This window comes from Parabacteroides sp. MSK.9.14 (assembly GCF_019041495.1).
GTDB lineage: Bacteria > Bacteroidota > Bacteroidia > Bacteroidales > Tannerellaceae > Parabacteroides > Parabacteroides merdae.
The window spans coordinates 42,849-66,381 of sequence record NZ_JAHPXO010000001.1; the positions used below are offsets into that span (position 1 = coordinate 42,849).

Annotated in this window: 17 protein-coding genes; 13 read left to right on the forward strand and 4 right to left on the reverse strand. The window is 44.9% G+C overall.

Going from position 1 to position 23,533, the window contains the following annotated elements:
- Window positions 1-19: 19 nt before the first annotated feature.
- Window positions 20-1,138, reverse strand: coding sequence for an AraC family transcriptional regulator (locus tag KTG12_RS00175; protein ID WP_138272579.1), 1,119 nt, complete (start codon window positions 1,136-1,138; stop codon window positions 20-22).
- 202 nt (window positions 1,139-1,340) lie between these two features.
- Between KTG12_RS00175 and KTG12_RS00180 the strand changes: the two genes are divergently transcribed.
- Window positions 1,341-2,297 carry a fimbrillin family protein gene (locus tag KTG12_RS00180; protein ID WP_138272580.1) on the forward strand — a complete coding sequence of 319 codons (957 nt, stop codon included), beginning with the start codon at window positions 1,341-1,343 and terminating at the stop codon, window positions 2,295-2,297.
- 437 nt (window positions 2,298-2,734) lie between these two features.
- On the opposite strand, the gene gadC is transcribed toward KTG12_RS00180, so the two are convergent.
- Complete coding sequence (gene gadC, locus KTG12_RS00185) at window positions 2,735-4,315, reverse strand: putative glutamine/gamma-aminobutyrate antiporter GadC (protein ID WP_122204928.1); 1,581 nt, start codon at window positions 4,313-4,315, stop codon at window positions 2,735-2,737.
- A 199-nt stretch (window positions 4,316-4,514) separates the two neighbouring features.
- On the opposite strand from gadC, the gene KTG12_RS00190 reads away from it, so the two are divergent.
- Both KTG12_RS00190 and KTG12_RS00195 read left to right on the forward strand, forming a co-directional pair.
- A complete protein-coding gene (locus KTG12_RS00190; protein ID WP_022321422.1) occupies window positions 4,515-5,288 on the forward strand; it encodes a potassium channel family protein in 774 nt (257 codons plus the stop codon).
- A gap of 81 nt (window positions 5,289-5,369) precedes the next feature.
- On the forward strand, window positions 5,370-5,588 hold the full coding sequence (locus tag KTG12_RS00195; RefSeq protein ID WP_122204927.1) for a hypothetical protein: 219 nt from the start codon (window positions 5,370-5,372) through the stop codon (window positions 5,586-5,588).
- Window positions 5,589-5,674: 86 nt separating this feature from the next.
- On the opposite strand, the gene glsA is transcribed toward KTG12_RS00195, so the two are convergent.
- Both glsA and KTG12_RS00205 read right to left on the reverse strand, forming a co-directional pair.
- Window positions 5,675-6,640: a glutaminase A gene (gene glsA, locus KTG12_RS00200; RefSeq protein ID WP_122204936.1), complete on the reverse strand. Its 966-nt coding sequence runs from the start codon at window positions 6,638-6,640 to the stop codon at window positions 5,675-5,677.
- Window positions 6,641-6,642: 2 nt separating this feature from the next.
- Window positions 6,643-8,082 carry a glutamate decarboxylase gene (locus KTG12_RS00205; protein ID WP_122205676.1) on the reverse strand — a complete coding sequence of 480 codons (1,440 nt, stop codon included), beginning with the start codon at window positions 8,080-8,082 and terminating at the stop codon, window positions 6,643-6,645.
- 189 nt (window positions 8,083-8,271) lie between these two features.
- Between KTG12_RS00205 and KTG12_RS00210 the strand changes: the two genes are divergently transcribed.
- From KTG12_RS00210 to KTG12_RS00255, 10 genes are all read left to right on the forward strand, one after another.
- Window positions 8,272-9,504 (forward strand): MFS transporter, encoded by a 1,233-nt coding sequence (locus tag KTG12_RS00210; protein ID WP_138272581.1) that lies wholly within the window; start codon window positions 8,272-8,274, stop codon window positions 9,502-9,504.
- An 18-nt stretch (window positions 9,505-9,522) separates the two neighbouring features.
- Window positions 9,523-10,425: a DMT family transporter gene (locus tag KTG12_RS00215; RefSeq protein ID WP_173022990.1), complete on the forward strand. Its 903-nt coding sequence runs from the start codon at window positions 9,523-9,525 to the stop codon at window positions 10,423-10,425.
- A 121-nt stretch (window positions 10,426-10,546) separates the two neighbouring features.
- Entirely contained in the window at window positions 10,547-10,999 is a 453-nt protein-coding gene (locus tag KTG12_RS00220; protein WP_005633868.1) for a DUF4252 domain-containing protein, read from the forward strand.
- Window positions 10,989-11,507, forward strand: coding sequence for an RNA polymerase sigma factor (locus tag KTG12_RS00225; RefSeq protein ID WP_005633870.1), 519 nt, complete (start codon window positions 10,989-10,991; stop codon window positions 11,505-11,507). The genes KTG12_RS00220 and KTG12_RS00225 overlap by 11 nt, the downstream gene beginning before the upstream one ends.
- The gene (locus KTG12_RS00230) at window positions 11,491-11,898 is read left to right on the forward strand and encodes a hypothetical protein (protein WP_005649758.1); all 408 of its coding nucleotides are present in this window, start codon (window positions 11,491-11,493) and stop codon (window positions 11,896-11,898) included. Before KTG12_RS00225 ends, KTG12_RS00230 begins: the two co-directional genes overlap by 17 nt.
- 4 nt (window positions 11,899-11,902) lie before the next feature.
- Window positions 11,903-12,397 (forward strand): DUF4252 domain-containing protein, encoded by a 495-nt coding sequence (locus tag KTG12_RS00235; RefSeq protein WP_138272583.1) that lies wholly within the window; start codon window positions 11,903-11,905, stop codon window positions 12,395-12,397.
- Between the two features lie 414 nt (window positions 12,398-12,811).
- The gene (locus tag KTG12_RS00240) at window positions 12,812-15,922 is read left to right on the forward strand and encodes a TonB-dependent receptor (RefSeq protein WP_005633876.1); all 3,111 of its coding nucleotides are present in this window, start codon (window positions 12,812-12,814) and stop codon (window positions 15,920-15,922) included.
- Window positions 15,923-15,957: 35 nt separating this feature from the next.
- Window positions 15,958-17,484, forward strand: a complete 1,527-nt coding sequence (locus KTG12_RS00245; RefSeq protein WP_005633878.1) for a RagB/SusD family nutrient uptake outer membrane protein — start codon at window positions 15,958-15,960, stop codon at window positions 17,482-17,484.
- 60 nt (window positions 17,485-17,544) lie between these two features.
- Window positions 17,545-20,658: a glycosyl hydrolase gene (locus KTG12_RS00250; protein WP_138272584.1), complete on the forward strand. Its 3,114-nt coding sequence runs from the start codon at window positions 17,545-17,547 to the stop codon at window positions 20,656-20,658.
- A 69-nt stretch (window positions 20,659-20,727) separates the two neighbouring features.
- The gene (locus KTG12_RS00255; protein ID WP_138272585.1) at window positions 20,728-23,523 is read left to right on the forward strand and encodes a family 78 glycoside hydrolase catalytic domain; all 2,796 of its coding nucleotides are present in this window, start codon (window positions 20,728-20,730) and stop codon (window positions 23,521-23,523) included.
- Window positions 23,524-23,533 lie beyond the last annotated feature (10 nt).

Genomic DNA, 23,533 nt, shown 5'->3' on the forward strand with positions numbered 1-23,533 from the left:
AATAAAGATCGTTATGTATTTATTTGTTATTCTTATACTCCGACGGGATCGTGCCCGTACACTTCTGGAAAGCCCGCCGGAACGTACTGATCGAATGGAATCCGGAACGTTCGGCAATCTCCTGTATACTGGCATTCGGCTCGGCATCCATCAAGCGCTTGCTTTCCTCGATCCGGAACTGGTTGACATAATCGGAGAACGATTGTCCCAACTCCCGGTTAAACAATTGGGAAAGATAAGAACGGCTGATAGGGAAGATCCGTTGCAAATCCGTCAGGCGTAAATCTTCGCGAAGATACGGTTTTTCTCTTTCAAACCATGCACTTACTTCCTCTGCATAGCGTTTACTGAGAACCCTGTGTTCATCATCGTCATTGTCGTCCTCCTGATACGGAAGATCCCATCCACTTTTAAAAGAATGCTCCAAAACAACTACCTTCAGAAATAGCGCCTTATAAAAGAAATAATACCAAACGAACAACAGGACTGTTTTGTCGATCACATACATCAATGGTGTATTGGTCAGCAATAAGACAAGATAGAAACCATACAGAACAATCAAAATTATCATGGTTTTCCTTAACCATTCCAAATCATATTCTTCCGGATCGGAAACATTCTCTGCTAAAAAAACATTGAAGTCTTTACTGTACCTTGCTATCAGATAAACGGGCAGAATCATATAAAACAAAGTCAGCAGAAAGACTGTCATACGAAGCAAAACATCCATATTCAAGTATTCGAAAACCTCCCTTATTGAATAGTAGGTATGAATTTCACCTCCCGACAAACGATAAGTCAGGTAAGCCAGTCCACCAAAAACAACCGGACTGATAAATAAGAAAAAACGTTTGCAGGTAAGAAACCCGGGCCGTAAGACCTCAATCACATAACAAGCAAGCGTTGCCGTTACCAAAGCACCCATAATCAATATATCCGGATGGAAAGCCTCTTTCGGTTTATGCAGGTAAAGGTTCACAGACAACCTTATGGCAGCCAGAAAAGCCCACAAAAACAGACCCCACCCTAATATCCTTTTCGCCCGGTTATCACCGGCCCGGAGCAATAGGGTAGCTCCACCGAAGATACAGAATCCGATGATCTGTAAGCTTAATAAAAACTGAATTTTGTCCAACATAATATATCCCTCGTATCAAGTAAACAAATTGAAGCATTAAATAGTTGATCTGAACCATTAGTAGACAATTTGATGCCTGTAGATAATTTGCACCTCGTGGTTTTATACGATTTCATCGTGGTTTTATACCGAATGCACCCTCTACCTCTCCAAACTGACTGATCTTTGTACCTGCAATCACTTCACAAAAATAATACAAAGAATGAATAAATTACTACTATTTATGATGACGGCGGTTAGTATTTTTAGTTGCACAAACGACTACGACCCGGGACTCATTGAAAATTTAGGCATGAAAGAGCAACCTTTAAGAATAATAACAAAGGTGCTGACAACAAAGTCTCCTAATTTTATGCAAGAATTTACAAGAGGATCGGTCATCGGGTTGCATGTCGTCTCGGAAAGTACCGGCAACATCTACGATAGTAATCCGGATTACAAAAACGTGCGGGCTGAAGCCTTTCTGGTAAACAACAAGCTGAACTGGCGCCAATCACCCGATATTTATCTGAACGAGGAACCAGTCACCGTTTATGCCTATTACCCGTATCAGTCGCAGGTTAATTTCGACCCGGAGAATATCCTGGTCCGCATATCGCCGGACGCTTCCCTGACGAAAGATTACATGTACGGGATACAGGCCAGCGGGCAACGAGCGGTCAACCAGATTTCCCCAGTCGCGTTGCTTAACATGAATCATACGCTTTCGCTCCTGAGCTTCCAACTGCGAATGACACCGGAAGCAGAAGGCTGCTTCCTACTCCATGCGATACAGATCGGAAACAAAGCCGGCGGTACAGCTCTTTGCTTCAGGGGTAAGATGAACATTAAAACCGGAAATATCGGCGGATGTGCCGGGACAAATGCCTCTACCCGACTAAAACTGAATACTCCGCGCATGTTGAAAAAGATACCGGACGAGCCGCAACAACTAATGGTAATCCCCACATCGCGTATCAGAACAGACGGAGATGTGGAAGTGCTCTTCACCATCAACGAAACGACATTCAAATATAAAATTCCCGCCAATACGAAGTGGGAAAAAGGAAGAAGATATATCTACAACCTTCTTTTCAACGGTAAAGACATCACACTCGAAAATGTAAGTACCAGCGAATGGCTTCCTGTTGAAGGGAATATGGAAAATACTATTCTGTAATGTAAGTTTTATTTTATGTTCGGTTATGTCAGGTGTAACAGCCGAATATCGCCACTCAAAAGACATATGAAAGCGCCCCGCCCATTTTATCCCTTCTCAACTTATCGCCAACAACACACCTCTATTCAAATTTAACCAGGACGGGGCCGCTTTTCATCTCACTTCTCATTTACAAAAATATTTATGCATGATGAACTTGTAACTGAATGTATCATATCCCATGCACTCGTCAAGCTACGGAACCCCCAATATGTAACTGTTTGAGCACTCACATCTCCTGATACTAGTCTCTTAAATAAACAAGGGCAGTCCATACATTGTGAACTACCCTTGTTTCATTCTATAATCAATAATATTTTCAGGAAAATAATAATTTATCTCTCACTCCGGTCTCTGCCCTTAACGCTCACCAGCTTAGGCCGGAGCAAGCCTGACGGTTAGATCTTGCCTGACGTTCCGGAAGAAGATATGCCGGTTACAGTGTTGCGATCCGATGTTTTAGAAGCGGAAGCCGTTGTTTCAGAAGCTATACTTGTAGTAGTCGCAGCAGTTCCTTCTACCTGTTTGTCGACTTCCCAATGGAACGGTTCAAAGGCAGTATTCGGGTCCACCCAAGACGGTTTTTTGGCAGCATAGATAATGAACGGAGCGGCTACCACCACGATAGCGCCGATAATCAGCACGGCAAACCAAACGGTATTGTTACCTGTAGAAATTTGACTGGGCGGAATAAAACTCAGTACGAAGGCAAGCAATGAACCGCAAAAACCAAGGCCGCCGATAAACCACATCAGACCGTTGCCACTCTTACCGATACGGAACGGACGACCGGCTTTCTTCATCCGATAACGCAATGCGATTGCACCAGAGAACATCAGCATATACATAATCAGATAAAGGATAACTGTCAACTGTGACAAAATCTGATAGAAACTTTGTACGGAAGGCATAACCACGAACAACAAGCTCAGGAATGTAACAGCCAAGCCCTGAACCAGCAGGATATTTTTCTGCACACCCAACTTATTTGTTTTCTGGAAGAACGGAGGCAGATAACCGGCTTTGCCAACGGCAAAGATACCTTTTGACGGACCGGCCACCCATGTCAATACACCTGCCAACACGCCGAAAGCCAATGCAACTGCGATAACCGGCGACAGCCAAGAAGCATGAATAAACTTGAAATAGTTGTCAAAACCGACCAACAAACTCTGAGTCAGGTTAATGTCCTTCTGCGGGATAATGATACCTAATGCAAATGTTCCCAACACGAAGATCAACACCGTGATCAGCGCACCGATAAACACGGCCTTCGGATAATTGACGGAAGGGTTTTCGACATCTTTCACATGAATACCGCCCATTTCCATACCGGCATAAAAAAGGAAGATACTGGAAGCAAGCACCAGGTTATCGAACTTCGTAAAGTCAGGGAAGAAATTGCTGTGGAAGTCCATGTTGGAATGACCGCCGGAAGCCAGGTACACGATACCTAAGATAATCAACAAGGCAGCAGGGATGATCGTACCGACGATGCCACCCACTTTAGCCACTTTACCTACCCAGCTCAGACCTTTCAAAGAGATAAACGTAGCGAGCCAGTAAATAATCAATACGACAACCAGCGTATACATTTTGTTTGAAGCCAGCGTCATATCGTGCGCATCGTTCATCCCAATAAAGGCGATGGATACAGCACCGAAAGTCAATACGGTCGGATACCAGATCGTACTCTCGATCCATTGTACCCAGATAGCCAGGAAACCCCATTTCTTTCCATAGGCCTCTCCTACCCATCGGAATACCCCGCCCTGTTTATCCTGGAACATGGCAGCCAACTCAGCTGCCACCAACGAGGTAGGAATTAAGAACACGATTGCCGCAAACAGATAATAAAAGGCTGAACTCAGTCCATACACAGCCTCAGCAGGCAACCCGCGGAGCGAGACGACTGCCGTGACATTCATAATCGCAAGAGTAAATACTCCAAGTTTTACTGCTTTTCCAATATTTGCCATGAATTTTACTATTAAAATGTGAATTTTGTTTTGCTTGTATTGACAGTATAACAACTCGTTTTTGTGTTAGTTTGTCAACAGGATGTCAAACTTGGTTAATTAACAGACAAGTGTTAAAAACAAAAGGTGTCATTTTGCTGTTTCATCGGATAAAATGTAAATGATGATTTACAAAATAAATACCAAATATTAAAAGACAATGAGAACTGCATTCAATGACTTTTTTTATGAAAAGCGAGGCATTTACGGAGTGCTTCATGTGATGATATTGCTACTCTCGCTTTTCCTGATTGTGGATATTTCGATCGACACGTTCAACAACATACCGTTCATCTCTCAGACTTCGTATCTGAAAACGCAGTTCTGGATCTGCATGTTCTTCATCGCCGATTTCATATTGGAGTTTTTCCTGTCAAAAGATAAAATTCATTATTTGCAAACCCATTTCCTCTTCCTGCTGGTTTCGATCCCTTATCTTAATATTATCAATTACTACGATTTCACCTTCTCGGCCGAAGTGACCTATTTCCTACGTTTCATCCCGCTCGTACGCAGCGGATGGGCACTGGCGATCGTCGTCGGCTGGCTAACTTCGAACCGGGCCTCCGGACTCTTCGTCTCCTACCTGACGATGTTGCTGGCAATGGTCTATTTCTCCAGCCTGATCTTTTTCGTGATCGAACAGAAGGTGAACCCTGAAGTAAAGGATTACAACGACGCCCTCTGGTGGGCTTTCATGGACGTGACGACTGTCGGTTCGAACATCATCGCGATCACGCCTACAGGGCGTATTTTGTCGGTCCTGCTGGCCGCTCTCGGCATGATGATGTTCCCGATCTTCACGGTCTATGTCACGAGCCTAGTACAATCGGCAAACAAGAAAAAAGAAGATTATTATAATCAAACGCATCCCGTCTCCTCCGGACAAGCATCAGAAGCCAAACCGGCCGGTTCCACTCAAACAGACAAATAAATTCAAAACTACTTATTGTAAAAAACAAGTTATTTAACAATTGGCAGGTCTGACGATGAAAGAATTCAAATATTCTTCTTTTTGAATATAAAACGTACTTTTCCCATTTATTTGCCGATCTATTACCATGAAGACGGTCGTCATCGCCAAAATACTGCGCAACTCTTGGCTTTTCCTACTCAGGCTGACAAAACAGAAGCAATAACCGGACAAGTTGCCTATCACATACTTTCTGTTGTCAAACAAAAACCGTCAGGCCGAACAAAATGTAAGATTAAAATGAACTGGAATTTCAAATGAAAAACTATTCCCGCAAAAAAACAAGCCTCCCGTCTCCCTATTATTTCAGGGGAGTGGAGGCTCGTCAACTAAAAGAATAAACCGTTTTAACCGGTGATTGTAAACCGGGTACTGCCAAAAATGGAGAGCCCCAGTTTATTCATTATATATTTGATCGCCAATTGTGCTTTCACCGAATTGCCGGAGCTATCCAATGGAGGCGCAAAGGCGGAGATTCCGAAGTGTCCGGGCATGATCCCCATGACACCGCCGCCAACACCCGTTTTGGCAGGAATACCGGAAGTGTACAACCAGTCTCCCGTACGTTCATAGAAACCGACCGTAGCCACTAAGGATGTGATTTTAGGCGACAAAGAAGCGTCGAAGACAAGTTTCTTTGTAACCGGGTTCACGCCATCGTTGGCAATCGTTGCTGCGGCGATGGAAAGTTGTTCGGCTGTGATACCCAACGAACACTGGCGAGTATACAGGTCGAGCGACATATCCGGATCGTCATAGATACGGTTGTAATTCTTCAGTAACCAGGCGATAGAACGGTTATTGAAGTTGGTGGCAGTCTCTGACTTGTACAGTTCATCGATCAGTTGCGGAGCACTCCCGCAAAGGTCGGTGATGTTGGAAACGATGGCTTCCCACTTCTTGTCGGAACTACCGACCGGTTGCACCATACTGCAAGCCGTGATCGCTCCGGCGTTTACCAGTGGAGTGGAAGGATGGTCATTTTCCAACAAGATCGCCATGATGGAGTTGAAAGGAAGACCGGTGGCATCGGCACCGATCATCTTTAGCACTTTCTCGGCTCCGTACTGGCGAAGTGCCAGGATAGCCGTATGTACTTTCGAAACGGATTCGATCCCGAAACAGTAGGAAGAGTCCCCTAACGTAATGGTTCTGCCATCCAACAGGCAGATACTGATACCGAACAAGTTCTTGTCAATATTAGCCAGATAAGGGATGTAATCAGCATTCTTGCCACCCGTATTATCCTTGAACTGCTCGTAAGCCTCCTGTGCCGCTTCTTTTATCTGTGAAACGGAAATTGTTTTACTCATGATCATTTCTTTTTATGGGGCATACCCGTATGAGTAAACACAGAACCTTTCACTTCCTGATTCTTATCCTGTGCGATACGGGTAGGAGTCGGATATTCCAGTTTTTCAAGTTCCGCAACAGCTCCTGTGATATCATTCAGCAACTGGTCAGCCATGTCGCGACTAAATCCCTGACGGGCAACGATACGCATCACGACATGGTTTTCAAGATTGTTTGGCAATGTATAGGCAGGAACCATCCAACCGCTTTGTTTCAGTTTATCCTGCAGGTCGTACAGGGTCCATTTCGCTTTTTTCGCATAGTCCGGTTTCAGATACCAGATAAACAACGGGTTCACGACTTCGTTGCTGTAGTTCACGAACGGAGCCATCTTACCGATCTGATCATGTAAGTATTGGGTAACCGCCATGCTGTTTTCCTGAACTGCTTTATACCCTTCGAACCCGAGACGGATAAATTGGTAATATTGTCCGAGGATCTGGGCGGCAGGACGGGAGAAATTCAGACCTACCTGTGTGATATTGGCTCCCAAATAATTTACACTGAATGACATGGAGTCGGGCAAATATGACTTGTCTTTCCAGACAACCCAACCCAGGCCCGGATAAACCAGACCGAACTTATGTCCGGACGTACTGATGGAAAGAACCCATTTCAAACGGAAGTCCCACTTCAATTCCGGTTTCAGGAACGGGAGGATAAAACCGCCGGAAGCAGCATCCACGTGAATTGGAATATCGTAGCCGGTCTTTGTATTGTAAGCATCAAGAGCTTTGTCCAAAGCCTCCACATCATCGTTCAGACCTGTCCATGTAACCCCTTGGATCGGCACGATACAGATTGTATTTTCATCACACATCTTCAATGCTTCTTCGGGATCGAGCGTAGTCTTCTCCAATGTCAGAGGCACCTGACGCATTTCGATCTGCCAAAGCTGGGCGAATTTTTCCCATACAACCTGAAATCCGGTAGAAATAACGAAGTTCGGCTTATCCACAGGCTTACCGGCGGCTTGCCTTTTCTTACGCCAGCGCAACCAAGCTGCGACACCTCCCAACATACATGCTTCGGACGAACCGATAGCCAATGCACCGGCTTTCCATTTTGCCTGTTCGGGAGTATTCCACAAATTGGCTACGATGTTGATACATTTGGCGTTCATAACGGCAATACGCGGATATTCCGTTTCATCGATATAGTTGATGTTGATCGCCTCGTTCATAAGTTTGGTTGCATAGTCGTCCATATAGGTAGTTACGAATGTCGCCAGGTTCAAGCGGGGCTGTGTCTGTGCAAACGTTTCGTCTTTAACCATCTGATACGCGATTTCCGGGGTGGTAGGACCATCAGGGATTTTGTCTACAGGAGAGGCTTGTAGCATCTTTTCCGAGCCAAAGATTGCTGTCTTGGCATCACCTTTTCTGAAATTAGAATCTTCCATGTCTTTTTGTTTTTAATTAATAATGGCGCTATCGACTTGTTTCGGCCGATTGTATGGCAAAAACAGCTACTATCCGCAATTGTTCTGCGTTTTTCGTTAAACATACGATATTTGGGGTTTATTAAAACAATGAACTTTCACTATTCGGGATTGTTTCAATACAATAAAAAATGATGTAACGAAACGATTATGCGAATACAGACCGGACAGGGGACGATTCCTCTTATCACGCTAATAGGCATATGGTCGATATCGGCACTGAATGCACTGCCCGGCCTGGCTGTCTCCCCAATCTTAGGAAGACTTTCTGCAATCTTTCCGCATTCCACAGAACTGGACATACAGATGCTTTCATCACTTCCTTCCCTCTTGATCATCCCTTTTATCATCCTGTCGGGCAAACTGACGGAAAAGATCAATAATGTCCTTCTGTTGCAAGTGGGACTGGTGATCTTCTCGTTGAGCGGCATCCTGTACATGCTTTCCACAAAAATGTGGCAACTGATAACAGTCAGCGCATTATTGGGGATCGGTTCCGGATTGATCGTGCCGCTTTCCACCGGTTTGATTTCCCGCTTTTTTACAGGAACATACCGTACGAAACAGTTCGGGCTCAGTTCCGCCATTACGAATATAACGTTAGTGCTGGCCACCGTTCTGACGGGGTATCTGGCAGAGGTGAACTGGCATTTGCCGTTTGTCGTCTACCTGTTTCCGCTGATCTCGATCGTTCTCTCGTTCTATCTGAAAAAGAATATTTCACCGTATCCCGGTATAGGCATAAACACCACTAGCCGGAGAACGGAAAGGCCTACCAATAGCAATTTCGGGAAGTTCGGTATACAGATTCCCCACCTGATGCAGATCATGTCGTTCTATGGGTTGGCTACTTACTTAGTGATCATCATCAGCTTCAATCTTCCTTTCCTGATGAAAGAATATCATTTTACCAGCGGTAATTCGGGTATTATGATCTCGCTATTTTTCTTGGCTATCATGTCGCCAGGATTTATACTGAATCAAATTGTCTCCTTCTTCGGCAAAAAGACCAAATTTGCCTGTATGGTCTCGATCGCTGTAGGAATGGCACTTATACTCGTTTCCCGCACCGAATGGTTGATCGGGCTGGGTTGTATCTTTGCCGGATTAGGCTATGGTGTCATACAACCGATAGCTTACGACAAAACGACCCGCACGGCTATTCCTGAAAAAGTGACGCTTGCACTGGCATTCGTTATGGCCATGAACTATCTGGCCATTCTTCTTTGCCCTTTCATTATAAACATACTCAAGGATATGCTCCATATCGAGACACAGCAGTTCGCTTTCATCTTCAATATGGCCATTGCCCTGATAGCTGCCGCATGGGCCTACCTGAAACAAGATTCGTTCTTGTTCGACGACCGCATCAAACAAGTATAACATAAAATCCCAAGCATCGTGAAAAATAAAATAAGAGAAGCCAATATTTACATGATTATTTCCAAAACTTTCAGCGGGTTGAATATGAATGCGTTGAAATACCTCCTACCGCTATGGATAAGTCCGCTGATGGGTGTAACCCTGCGCTGTACATTTGCCGCCCTTGCGTTCTGGATTATCGGTATGTTCACCAAGCCAGAGACATCCAGCCGCCGGGAAAAGATTCTCTTATTCCTGTTGGGGGCACTCGGCATTTATGGCTTCATGTTCTTTTACTTACTGGGATTGAGCAAAACGACCCCTGTATCAAGCTCCATTTTCTCCAGTTTACAGCCTATCTGGGTGTTCATCCTTTCTGTCATCTTCTTTAAAGAAACAATCACAAAGATGAAAATAACCGGTATCCTGATCGGATTAGGCGGCGCATTGCTCTGCATCCTGACACAGAAAAGCGACGACCTGGCTTCCGATGCCTTCACCGGAAATCTGCTTTGCCTGCTAAGTTCCTTAGCTTATGCAATCTATCTGATTGCAAGCAACCGGATATTGAAACATGTGGGAGTTATGACAATGCTGCGATACACCTTTTCCGGTGCGGCCTTCTCCGCCATCATCGTTTCTGGATTTACAGGATTCGAAACGACACTTTTCACACTCCCGATCCATTGGAAACCGATGGCAGTCTTGGCATTCGTCCTGATTTTCCCGACCGTTATCAGTTACCTGTTAATACCGGTCGGACTAAAATATCTGAAAACCACACTGGTGGCCATCTATGGTTACCTGATCCTGATTGTGGCAACCATTACCTCGCTGGCATTAGGACAAGATCGCTTCAGTTGGTCCCAATTAATAGCTGTCCTCCTGATTTGTTCGAGCGTTTATTTCGTTGAAATAGCAGAAAGTAAGGAAAAATCATAAATTTTTCTCTTTCTTTGTAACAACAGCTTTTCCGTTCCCGTCTACTTAATGAACGCTCTCCAATAGCGCGCGTTGAAGAGCCGGAACTAACGGAATAAGTAACGATTAATACATTAGAAAGATGAAAAAATACATCGCAATCCTGATCCTCATCCTATTCTGCCAAGCAGGATATAGCCAGAGCATGGACAAACTGTTCAACGACTTTGCCAAGCAAAAAAACGTAACCCACGTAACGGTCGGCCCGTTCCTGATGAAAATAAGCAGCCTGTTCACCGAGACGATGGGTGTAAAAAGCATCGAAGTCCTTTCTTTCGAGGAATGCGGCAATACCGTCAAAGACGATCTCCGCGCTGCTATCAAGAAACTGAAAGACCCGAATTACGAAACAATGGTCAATGCCAACGAAGAGGGCAACCGCACGAAAGTAATGGTACGTATTGACAAAGACATCATCCGCGAACTGGTAATCTTGACAACCGATGGAGGCGACGATGCCCTGATCCGCATCAAAGGAAAGATCAAACCATCTGACATCGAAAAAGTAATAAACGACCACAAAGATGGATGTTGAGAACTTTAAAAGGCTGTTCCTTCCCCTCCATCCCAAGCTCTTCCGGATTGCTTATGCGCTGGTCGAAAACAAGGCCGATGCCGAAGATATCCTGCAAGATGCCTACTATAAGTTGTGGAGTCGGCGGAATGAACTGACCGATATCCAAAATCCGGAAGCTTTCTGCGTGACGCTGGTCAAGAACCTCTGCCTCGATTTCCTTCGCTCACCTCGTGCTAACAGGCGCGACGCAGATGTCACCGAAGCCGTCACTCTTTCTACCGCTTCTTCACCGGACGAAGAGTTGGAAAGACAAGACAAAGTACAGCAAATCCGCCACCTGATCGACCGCCTGCCGGAAAATCAGCGGCAAGTTCTCCGGTTGAGAGGGATCGAAGACTGTTCGATGGACGAGATAGAACAGATCACCGGCCTGAGTGCCGTCAACATACGGGTGCTACTCTCCCGGGCACGAAAAATAATCCGGGAACAACTTGAAAAATATTATACATATGAATATGGACGATAAAAAGATAGATGAACTGATCAATAAAGCCCTTCAAGAGGAACAAGCTTTACCCGAAGGACTTTCCCGTAGACTGGAAAAGCAGATCGACACCTGGGCTTCCACGGAAGAAAAGAAGACCCGTTCATTGACCCGTAGACGGACTTTATATTGGTTAAGTGGAGTTGCCGCCTCCATCCTGTTGTGCATCAGCTTTTTACAATACAAATCGTCGTATCAAGCTCACGACCGGCTCAGCGACACTTACACCAATCCGAAAGATGCCGCCGCCGCTGCCGAAAAGGCTTTACTCCTACTCTCGCAGAACCTCAACAAAGGCATCAGCCAGGTGGATAACGCCGGGCAGGAGATAGATAAAGTAAACAATATTTTAAACAAACACTTAAACGATTAATCTTATGAAATTAAAGAATACATTCCTGATCCTATTTCTTTGTTGCACCAGCTTGTGCTTTGCCCAGGATAAACTGTTCGAAAAATATGCCGATATGGATAATGTTACATCCGTCTTCATCTCCAAAAAAATGTTCGACATGATCCCTAATGTAGAAAGTGGTGGCCTCAACCTGATGAATCTGAAAGGGAAAATAAACAACCTCCAAATCGTCACTTCCGACAAGCAGGAAGTCCGGGACCAGATGCGAAAAGAATTCAGCAGCCTTATCAGCAAATCACATGAAGAACTGATGCGGGTCAAGGACAACGATACACGCGCCTCTTTCTACATCGTCCAGAACGGTGACCTAATCAACGAAATGATCATGCTGGCCGACACAGATTCAGACTATGTGGTCATCCGGATAACAGGCAAATTCACCTTGCAGGATATACAAGATGTGGCGAAAAGTTTTTCCCAAAACGATAAAAAAGAGGTAACGATCAGTTACAACTAAAACCGGAAAAGTATAAATATCCCGAAAAGATAATTATGCTTTTGTGAATACCTTAGTTCTGGTAGAACTAAGGCTATTCTTGTCTGTTGTTTGCTACCGTGACAAAATTAGCTATATAAAACTACTAGATGTTTTCAAAAATGATATTAAAATTAGTCAAATTGATATTCTTTCAAAAAAGATATTCTCCTTTTTCCCTTCCAGAAGACTCCAATAACCTCCACAGATAAGCCAAAACCGATAATCGAGCCTACTTTTTTACAACTATCCGTACTGTATAGTTCATAGTTCTACCAGAACAAATTCAATTGCAATCTTAAATCATTAGCCTATGGAGAGAAGTAAATAACACACCTAAAAAGTTTTTGTAGAGAAAATTAGAGTATTTCAACTGTTAAATTAAATTTTAATATTATGATCAAATCGATATACAGCAACTTATTGCCTAAAGCTGTACTATTATCAGTATTTTTAAGCCCCGGATATGTGATTTCAAAAGCTCATGCAAACACAGATTCCATCAGTGGTATAGAACAAACGAACGGTAAACTGTCCGGACGGGTTATCGATGCAAAAGGAGAACCTATACCAGGTGCAAACATTTCCGTCAAAGGCACCACCATCGGTACCATTACAGACATGGACGGTAATTTTTCCATTGATGTTAACCCCAATCAAATACTCACCATCAGTTTTATCGGATATGAAACAAAAACAATCCCTGTCTCCAACCAGAAAACATTAAATGTCGTTCTGCAAGAAACTGTAAACCAACTGGACGAACTTGTTGTCGTTAGCTACGGTACACAGAAAAAAAGGGATTTGACCGGATCTGTTTCCAAGATAGATGCAGGAGAATTAGAAAGTTTTCCTGTAGGACAATTTGCCCAAAAACTTCAAGGACAGGTAGCAGGTGTACAAATTAACCAATCTACAGGACAGCCGGGTAAAGGTATGGGATTCCGTATCCGTGGTGCAGCATCTATCAATGGTGGTAGTTCACCTTTATTCGTGGTCGATGGAATCCCTATCAATATGGACCTAAGCAGTATCAATCCGGATGAAATCGAAACCTTTTCCATCTTGAAAGATGCCGCTGCCACTTCTTTGTATGGATCACGTGCCGCCAACGGTGTCGTACTGATCACAACGAAAAGAGGAAAACAAGGTAAAACTCAAGTGGATGTGAATGCTTCATTCGGTATTCAGACTTTAAAGGGACTAAAGACTCCGGATGTTATGAACGGGGAAGAATTTGCCCAATACAAAAAAGAATACTACGAAGATGCTGCCAGATATGAAGGTTATACCGGAGGAGTTCCAGAACAATATCAAAATCCATCCCAATACGGTACTGGTACCAATTGGTATGACTTACTGACACGCAATGCCGCCACACAGAATTACAGTATCAGTGTGACAGCCAATAAAGACAAGTTCAATACAGCTATCGTATTAGGCTACTTCCGCCAAGACGGTGTTATGTACAATTCTAATTTCGAACGTTACTCTTTACGTGCAAACAATGATTATCAAGTAAACGACCGCTTAAAATTAGGACTGAACATAGCTCCCACCTTGCAAATCAAAAACAACCAAAATACAGACGGAGGTTGGCAGATATTAAGTGCTGCGTTCTTGGCTGACCCAACTGTAAATCCTTACGATGAAAATGGAGAACCTATTCTTTCTCTAAACTCTCCAGGGATGTTCCCTCAACCTAACTGGATACGTGTTTTACATGAAAAAACAAGTAAAACACAGGATTTGGCCTTATTAAGCAATGCTTTTGCAGAACTGGATATATGGAACGGTATCAAATATAAATTCCAGGCTGGTTTCGATTTAGGTGCCAAGAACTATAGAGATTTTACACCTTCGACAGCCGGTGGAGCCATGTTTACTGCTCCCCCTCAAAAAGCAAGTGGACAATACAACACCAACTTCCACTATAGTTGGACTATCGAAAATATGTTGATGTATAACCATAAATTCGGAAACCATAATATAGATGCACTGGTCGGTTATAGTGCACAAAAATATTCCAACGAATATAACCAGCTAACAGCAACTGACTTTCCAAGTGATGATATTCCTTGGATGGGTGCCGGTGCTACAAAAAACGGTGACAACAACATCGAGCAATGGGCATTAGCCTCTGTCATCGCACGCGCGAATTATAGCTTCAAAGACCGCTATTTACTCCAGGCGACATTCCGCCGAGATGGTTGCTCCCGTTTTGGGGCAGGCAATAAATATGCAAATTTTCCTTCCATATCCGCCGGATGGATTGTATCTGACGAAGCCTTCATGGAACCAGTAACCAATGTTATGAACTACCTGAAAATAAGGGCCAGTTATGGACTAACTGGTAACTACAACATTGGTAATTACCGATATATTGCGGGAGTTAGCACTTATAACTATGTCTTAGGTGGCTCTTTAGCTCCGGGAAAAGGATTAGGTAATTTAGGGAACAATGCTCTTACTTGGGAAGAAACAAAGCAACTGGACTTAGGTGTCGATATCGGTTTCCTAAACGATCGTATCTATTTGATGTATGACTATTATAATAAAAAAGTCGATGGACTTTTGTATCAAGTCGATATTCCAAGAGCTTCCGGCTTTTCCAACATTTATTCCAATATCGGTGATTACAAAGCATGGGGACATGAAATCACTTTGCAATCTCGTAATCTTGTCGGTGATTTCAAATGGACTACCAACTTGAATATAGCCTTCAACCGGAATGAAATAACCAAAATGGGAACAAACAACACCCCAAAAGGTGGATATTCCAATCAGGAAGATTTCAACCGTTTAGCAGTAGGAGAACCTATCGGTATATTCATGGGATATGTATTTGACGGCGTATATATGACCGAAGAAGAGTTTAATTCCCAACCAAAGCACGCCTCATCTGAGATCGGAACGGTCCGCATGAAAGATGTCAGTGGTCCTAACGGTGTTCCTGACGGTATAATCGACAACAATGACCGTGTAAAAATTGGTGATCCGAATCCGGATTTTATTTATGGTATGACAAATGAATTTTCCTGGAAGAACTTCGATCTGAGCATTCTGATCAGTGGACAAGTAGGTGGTGACATTATCAATTCAAACTACGAACATACCTTGAATATCGACGGTTGTTTCAATGTATTGAAAAAAGTTGCCAATCGTTGGCGCTCTCCGGAAAATCCGGGTGACGGACAGGTTCCGAGAACAAAAGCCGGTACCACGGAATTATTCCGCTTCAATAATAGCAGTTGGGTATATGATGCTTCTTATTTGACCATAAAGAATATCACTCTGGGCTATACAATTCCGATTAAACCGAGTCAATACCTCTCTAAACTCCGGGTATATGTAACAGCTCAGCAATTAGTCACATTCACTAAATACCCAGGTATGAATCCGGAAATAGCCATGAATGAAGATATGGGATGGAACGGTTTAGGAGTAGATCGTACAACTTACCCGGTTCCAAGAACATTCAGTATCGGATGTAACATTTCATTCTGAAAGAAAAACAAATTATAAATTTAAAGCGAAAGATCATGAAAAAGATATTTAGTTTAGTTGTTGCATTGTTGACTTTGGTTTCTTGTTCGGAAGATTTTCTGAATCTGACGCCTCAATATTATCCGAATGATGCGACATTCTTTAAAACTCAAGAGCAATTCACTCAAGCAGTGAACGGAGCCTATTCCGCTCTACGGGGAGTATCGGCAAGACAAGGATACCTGATGGGAGAAATGCGTTCCGACAATACACATTACACCCGCTATAAAGCAGACCGTGGTCTACACATCTTGTATCGTGAAAATATCGCGGATTTTGTTGTAGATGACCAGAACCAATGGACAAATGAAATGTATTATGCATGTTATACGGGCATTTCAAGAGCCAACACCATTCTGAACCGCATTGAAGGGACGACTTTTCCCGATGATTTCAAAAATAAAACGATCGGAGAAGCTAAATTCATCCGTGCTTTCATGTATTTCCAATTGGTGCAATGCTACGGAGACGTCCCTTTGCATCTGGAAGAAGTGACAGGAGCAGACAACGCATTCTTACCTCGTTCATCTGTTAACGATATCTATACAGCCATCGTTGATGATGTGAAAGATGCCATAGAGAAACTTCCTACGGTCAAATTCCCGCAAAATGGTGCTGCAACCAAAGGAGCTGCCAAAATGCTCTACGCTTATGTATTAATGACAAAGCCAGATCGAGATTATGCAACAGCGGAAACGCAGTTAAAAGATATCATGAATATGGGATATGAATTACTTCCCAATTATGCCGATATATATGACACATCCAAAAAGAACGGAAAAGAATCGATTTTCGAAATCCAGTATCAAATGGGAGATCAGGGACAGCAAAGTGATTGGTTATACTACTTTATTCCCAAAACAACGAATGCAGAAATTATTACAGGTGTTCCGGATTGTAGTACGTTACTGACAGGAGGCTGGAATGTTCCGACACCGGAAATGATCGCTTCTTACGAACCTGGAGACCTGCGTGTCGACCCATCTATCGCTGTTGCAGTCGGTACACTGGATGCAGCAAACGCCTTAGTCGTAGCTGATGTACTAAAAGTCGGTGATCCCAAGATCAATGATTATCAAGTTAATTATCCATTTATCAATAAATACCGTCACGCACACTCCAAAATAGAAAATACAGACGATAACTGGCCTGTTTACCGCTATGCGGACTGCCTGTTATTGTTAGCTGAATGTCTGGTGGAGCAAGGACGTGCAGGAGACGCAGCACCCTATGTCAATCAAGTACGTGCGCGTGCAGGTTTACCTGCTGTTACAACAATCAATGCCGAGGTAGTTGCCAATGAGCGACGTCACGAACTCGCATTTGAGAACCATCGTTGGTATGATTTATTGAGAACAGGAAAAGCTATTGAAGTAATGACTGCCTACGGAAAATATATCAAAACGATTGATACGGAACTTCCTGAACGTACCTATCAGATAAAGCCGGAATATTTGCTTTATCCGATACCTTATAACGAGTTGCAATTAAATGACCAGCTCAAACAAAATCCAGGTTATTAATTATCATATTAACAAAAAGACCTTTACTTTTGTAGTAGAGGTCTTTTTACTATTAGCACCATGAATACACAACGTATTATCAAAAACTTTATATATACCGTCGCAGGAGGTATCCTGTCTCTCGGAACGACTGGTTGCAGTGGCAACAAAGCGGAAACGACAGACAGTTTTTCCACTTTGGAAGCCCAGTTTTCCAACCCTTCACCCGAGTACCGTACAGCCCCTTTTATGGTTTGGAACGGAAAAGTTACAGAAATTGAAATCGACCGTATGCTGAAAGACTTTAAAGATGCAGGCTGCGGAGGTGCGTTTATCCATCCCCGTCCGGGCATGATCACGGAATATATGTCGGACGAATGGTATTCCCTCTACCGTTATGCCGTCGATAAAGGAAAAGAGATGGGACTGGACATCTGGATTTACGATGAAAACTCCTATCCCAGCGGCTTTGCCGGAGGACATGTTCCCGAAGATATGCCCGAATCCTACAACCAAGGACAAGGACTTGAGTTGACAAAAACAGATCTTCTGCCTGACAAGACAGACGAATATTTCATCATCCTTAAAAAAGAAGGGGACAAATGGGCAGATATCACGAACGCCCTGAGCCAGCATAAAAAAGCAAAAGGAGAATATTACCTCTACAAAAAGACCTATTTAGGCAAATCAGACTGGTACGGAGGGTATTCTTACGTAGACCTGCTCGTACCCGGTGTGACTGAAAAGTTCATCGACCTCACGATGAAAGGATACGAAAAAACAATAAAGGACGAATTTGGCAAATCTGTTTTCGGTATCTTCACAGATGAGCCCAACATCAGCAGTCCCGGAGGCTTGCGCTGGACACCAGACTTGTTCGAAGTATTCCGGAAACAGTGGGGATACGATCTAAAACCACTACTTCCCCTTCTGGACGAAGAGACGGGCAATTGGAAACAGGTACGTCATAACTATATGGAAACCCTGTTGCAAATGTTTGTCGACCGCTGGTCCAAACCTTGGCACCACTACTGCGAGACGAACAACCTGAAATGGACCGGACACTATTGGGAACACGGTTGGCCGCAAATGAACGACGGACCGGACAATATGGCAATGTACGCCTGGCATCAGGTACCCGCTATCGACATGCTGTTCAACCAGTTCGACGAAACCAACCCGCAAGCACAGTTCGGCAATATCCGTGCAGTAAAAGAATTGCGCAGTGCCGCCAACCAAACAGGTTGTAACCGTACCCTCAGCGAAACTTATGGTGGTGGAGGTTGGGACGAAACTTTTAAAGATTTCAAACGGTTAGGCGATTGGGAGTATGCACTCGGGGTCAACTTCATGAACCAACATTTAGCCCATATGACACTAACAGGAGCACGCAAATACGACTATCCGCCGGTATTCACCTATCATTCTCCCTGGTGGCCCGACTATCGCGAACTGAATGACTATTACGGACGCCTTTCATTTGTTATGAGCAAAGGCATCCAGAAAAACGATATTTTGGTTCTGGAACCCAACTCGACTTTATGGAGCTATTACGTCCATGCAGGAAGTTCCCCGAAACTCATGGAGATAGGAACCAATTTCCAAGCTTTTGTTACAACTTTGGAAAAGAACCAGGTAGAATATGACCTCGGTTCCGAAAACATCATCAAAGACCTCGGAAAGGTAGAAAACGGGCGTTTCATCGTCGGCAATGCCTCCTACTCGACTGTCGTTCTGCCTCCCATGATGGAGACCTTAAACAAGCCTACCTTCAACCTCTTGCAACAATTTGTAGAACAAGGTGGACAGATCATAACCTTCTCCGCTCCCACCCGGATAGACGGGGCTGTCAATGACGAACTGGCCGGACTGTTGACCGGTACAACCGTCACATCACTCCCGGAACTATCCAAAGATGTAATCGCCCGGTATTTCTCTTCCGATAACTTCAGGATTACTTTCAACAGTGGTAACCTGTATCACCATCGTCGCCGGTTTGCAGACGGAGAATTGGTTTTTCTCGTCAACTCTTCTATGGATGAAGTTGTTGATGGCACCCTTTCGACGCAGGGAAAAGCCATGTTGGAAATGGATGCTCTGAACGGGGAAATCTATACGTATCCGTCTTCAAAAGAAAAAGGCATACTAAGTACATCTTTCCGGATCGAACCGGCAGGAAGCCTCTTGCTTTACTGTTCTGACAAGAACCCTAAAAACTATCCGGAACGCCCCGGAAAAGCGGGAAGCAGCCCGGTGACGGCAACAAGCCGGACCACCGTCAGCCGTTTACGCGACAATGCTCTGACAATTGACTTTTGCGATGTTACGGTTAAAGGAAAGACTTACAAGAAACAACATTTCTCCCGTGCCGCCGATATCGCCTTCAAAGCGCACGGATTCACCAACGGCAATCCTTGGAATACCTCCGTACAATACAAACGGAATATCCTCGACCGCGACCACTTTAAGGATGGCGGCTTCACGGCCTCCTATCATTTTACGGTAAACGATGCTTTCGACTATTCCGGTATCAAACTGGTTTCCGAACGCCCCGAACTATTTACCGTAAAAATCAACGGAAATCTCGTGAACGCTCTTCCAGGTGAATGGTGGCTGGACCGTTCTTTCGGCGTTTATCCGATAGGCGGACAGGTGAAAAAAGGTAGCAATACGGTAGAACTCAGCATCAACCCGATGCGTATTTTTGCAGAGATAGAACCGGTCTACATCATCGGAAACTTCTCGGTCGTACCCGAACAAGAGGGATGGAGCATCGGTGCACCACAGGAATCGTTCACACTGGGTAGCTGGAAAGAACAAAAGCAACCGTTCTACTCATGGGATATGAGCTATAGCAAAGAATATACCCTCGATGACCTTACAGGCAGATATGCCGTCAAACTGAACAAATGGAACGGGACGGTAGCAGAAGTATACGTCAACGGACAGAAAGCCGGTATGATCGCCTTCGACCCCTGGCAACTGGATGTAACATCCTACCTGAAAGAAGGCAGCAACACGATCGATGTACATGTGATCGGCAGTTTGAAGAACCTGTTAGGCCCGCATTACCGGAATCCGGCTCCCGGCCTGGCATCTCCCTGGCATTGGAAAAACGTAGACAAACCAATATCCGGAAAAGAATACCAGATGATGGATTACGGGCTGATGGAAGATTTTGAATTAATTCATTAAACATACACGAAAAGAGGGTGCGTGCTTTTCCGGAAAAGCATGGCACCTTTTTCAAAAAAGGACGGCAGCATGAAAAATAGACTTTTAAACATTTGTATCTTATGTATGGTTTTTCCTTTCTTTCTACAGGCAGCGGACACACATTCCGTTTATAACCTGCGATGCGAACAGGAAGAAAACCCGTTAGGAATCGAAACAGGACAACCTTGTTTCAGCTGGCAGATACAGGCACAACAACGGAACTTCGAACAATCGGCCTGGCAGATATTAGTGGCCGATTCTCCGGAAAAACTACAGGCCGGCAATGGAAATATCTGGGACAGCGGAAAAACGCTTTCTTCCGCCTCGATCCTTGTTCCTTTCAAAGGAAAAGAATTGAAAGCAGGACAGACCTACTACTGGAAAGTAAGGAGTTGGGATAAGGAGGACAGCCCTTCCCGCTGGAGCTGTATCCATACCTTCGGCATGGGGCTTCTTTCGGAAAAAGACTGGAGCAATGCCAAATGGATTGCACTGGAAAAAGACAGGAAAGACGAAATCGTCACGATAGGGCTGCACGGACTGGCCAACGTGGACCGGGAACTCAAAGGCAAAAAGATCGGTATGTACCGCCTCCCCCAATTCCGAAAAGAATTTACGGTTCAAAAACCGGTAAAACGAGCGACCGCCTATGTCTCCGGACTCGGACATTTCGATATGTTCCTGAATGGAGAGAAGGTGGGTAACAACTTTCTCGATCCGGGATGGACAAAATATGATAAATGTGCGCTGTATGTCACTTTCGATCTGTCCGGACAGCTAAAGCAAGGCGGAAACGCAATAGGCGTCATGTTGGGAAACGGCTTTTTCAATATCCCGCGGGAACGTTATTTCAAACTGCTTGCTTCATATGGCGCTCCGCGCCTCTTGATGAAAATACAAATCGAATATGCAGACGGCAGTACGCAGGACATCGTAACCGGCACAGACTGGAAAACAACCGAAAGCCCCGTTACCTACAGCAGTATTTACGGCGGTGAAGATTACGATGCCACGAAAGAACAGACCGGATGGATGCAACCCGGTTTCGACGACCGTACCTGGAACAAAGCCCTCGACACAGGCTGGAAAACCCGGCTCCTCTCCCAACGCTCCGCACCGCTGACCGTACGTGACCGAATCCCCACCGTCCGTCTTTTCAAGACCCGGAAAGGACAATGGGTGTACGATTTGGGACAAAACTTTTCCGGCATCATACGGCTTTCCCTGCATTCAAAGGACACGCACCCGGTTAAGCTCTATCCGGCCGAACTGCTGAATCCGGACAGTACCGTAAACCAAAGCGCGTCCGGCGCTCCTTTCTGGTTCGGTTACACACCGAAAGGAAAAGGTATTGAAAGTTGGCAACCCCAGTTTACCTACTACGGTTTTCGTTACGTGCAGGTCGAAGGTGCTGTTCCCGCCGGACAATCCAATCCGGACGGACTACCTGAAATAACGGAAATCACCGGTCTTCATACTTGCTATTCGGCCGAAGATGTCGGCAGTTTCCATTGTTCCAAACCGTTGTTCAATCAGACATACGAACTGATCGACTGGGCGATCCGCAGCAATATGGCAAGCGTGCTAACCGACTGCCCGCATCGTGAGAAGTTGGGTTGGCTAGAAGAAGCGCACCTGATGCAATACTCCGTACAATACCGCTACAACCTGGCACGCCTGTACGAAAAGACATTCAACGATATGCGCTCCACACAAGCAGCCAACGGCATGATACCGACCATTGCTCCCGAACTAGTCGAATTCGAAGGAGGCTTCAAGGATACGCCGGAATGGGGAAGCACATTTGTCATCAGCCCTTGGTACATCTACCAATGGTATGGCGATACGCGCCCGATCGAAACCTATTATCCGGATATGCAACGCTACATCGACTACCTTTCCTCGAAAGCCGATAACCATATTATCGCCTACGGCTTGGGAGACTGGTTCGACATCGGTCCGGAAAGTCCGGGAGAATCGCAACTGACCTCCAATGGCGTAACGGCAACGGCTATCTACTATTACGACGTCACCCTGATGGAGAAAATGGCAAACCTTTTAGGGAAGCCGGACGATGCACGCAAGTACCAGGAACTGGCGGCCCGGATCAAACAAGCCTTCAACCGGACTTTCTGGAACCCGTCCACCCGTACCTACGACCGCAACAGCCAGGCGGCAAACGCCGTCGCACTCTACATGGGACTGACGACTCCGGAAAACAGGCAGCAGGTATTCGATAACCTGATAGCCGATATCCGCGGACGCAACAACGCCCTGACGGCAGGCGACGTCGGCTACCGCTATGTCTTGCGTGCCCTTGAAGCCGGTGGCGCTTCGGATGTCATTTACGATATGAACTGCAAGTACGACACACCGGGATACGGTTGGCAACTGGCACACGGAGCTACTGCTCTCACCGAATCCTGGCAGGCATACGGCTTCGTATCGAACAATCATTTTATGTTGGGTCATCTGATGGAATGGTTGTTCAGCGGCTTAGGAGGCATCCGTCAGAAAGAAGATTCCTTCGGGTTTAAGCATATTGTCATCAAACCCGAACCGGTCGGTGATGTCCGCGACGCACAGGTTTCCTACGAATCGCCTTACGGACAGATTGTTTCCGACTGGAAAGACAACGATAAAGAATTTATCATCCGAGTGGAAGTACCGGCAAACAGCAAAGCCTCCGTCTATCTCCCGTCTGCCGACACGAAACAAATAACCGAAAGCGGTGTACGATTGGAAGATGTCCCCGGAATCAGTTGCAAACAAGAAGGAAATCGGTATGTCGTAGCAACAACAGGTTCCGGTACTTATACTTTCAAAGTGAAGAAAAATAAATAATGAAGAATAC

What these genes read in the sequence shown, in the direction of transcription:
- KTG12_RS00245 (WP_005633878.1), top strand. Translation starts at nt 15,958, where the DNA reads ATGAAAAAGATATTTAGTTTAGTTGTTGCATTGTTGACTTTGGTTTCT.
- KTG12_RS00235 (WP_138272583.1), top strand. Translation starts at nt 11,903, where the DNA reads ATGAAATTAAAGAATACATTCCTGATCCTATTTCTTTGTTGCACCAGC.
- KTG12_RS00240 (WP_005633876.1), top strand. Translation starts at nt 12,812, where the DNA reads ATGATCAAATCGATATACAGCAACTTATTGCCTAAAGCTGTACTATTA.
- KTG12_RS00220 (WP_005633868.1), top strand. Translation starts at nt 10,547, where the DNA reads ATGAAAAAATACATCGCAATCCTGATCCTCATCCTATTCTGCCAAGCA.
- KTG12_RS00205 (WP_122205676.1), bottom strand. Translation starts at nt 8,082, where the DNA reads ATGGAAGATTCTAATTTCAGAAAAGGTGATGCCAAGACAGCAATCTTT.
- glsA (WP_122204936.1), bottom strand. Translation starts at nt 6,640, where the DNA reads ATGAGTAAAACAATTTCCGTTTCACAGATAAAAGAAGCGGCACAGGAG.
- KTG12_RS00190 (WP_022321422.1), top strand. Translation starts at nt 4,515, where the DNA reads ATGAGAACTGCATTCAATGACTTTTTTTATGAAAAGCGAGGCATTTAC.
- KTG12_RS00255 (WP_138272585.1), top strand. Translation starts at nt 20,728, where the DNA reads ATGAAAAATAGACTTTTAAACATTTGTATCTTATGTATGGTTTTTCCT.
- KTG12_RS00230 (WP_005649758.1), top strand. Translation starts at nt 11,491, where the DNA reads ATGAATATGGACGATAAAAAGATAGATGAACTGATCAATAAAGCCCTT.
- KTG12_RS00225 (WP_005633870.1), top strand. Translation starts at nt 10,989, where the DNA reads ATGGATGTTGAGAACTTTAAAAGGCTGTTCCTTCCCCTCCATCCCAAG.
- KTG12_RS00250 (WP_138272584.1), top strand. Translation starts at nt 17,545, where the DNA reads ATGAATACACAACGTATTATCAAAAACTTTATATATACCGTCGCAGGA.
- KTG12_RS00210 (WP_138272581.1), top strand. Translation starts at nt 8,272, where the DNA reads ATGCGAATACAGACCGGACAGGGGACGATTCCTCTTATCACGCTAATA.
- gadC (WP_122204928.1), bottom strand. Translation starts at nt 4,315, where the DNA reads ATGGCAAATATTGGAAAAGCAGTAAAACTTGGAGTATTTACTCTTGCG.
- KTG12_RS00180 (WP_138272580.1), top strand. Translation starts at nt 1,341, where the DNA reads ATGAATAAATTACTACTATTTATGATGACGGCGGTTAGTATTTTTAGT.
- KTG12_RS00175 (WP_138272579.1), bottom strand. Translation starts at nt 1,138, where the DNA reads ATGTTGGACAAAATTCAGTTTTTATTAAGCTTACAGATCATCGGATTC.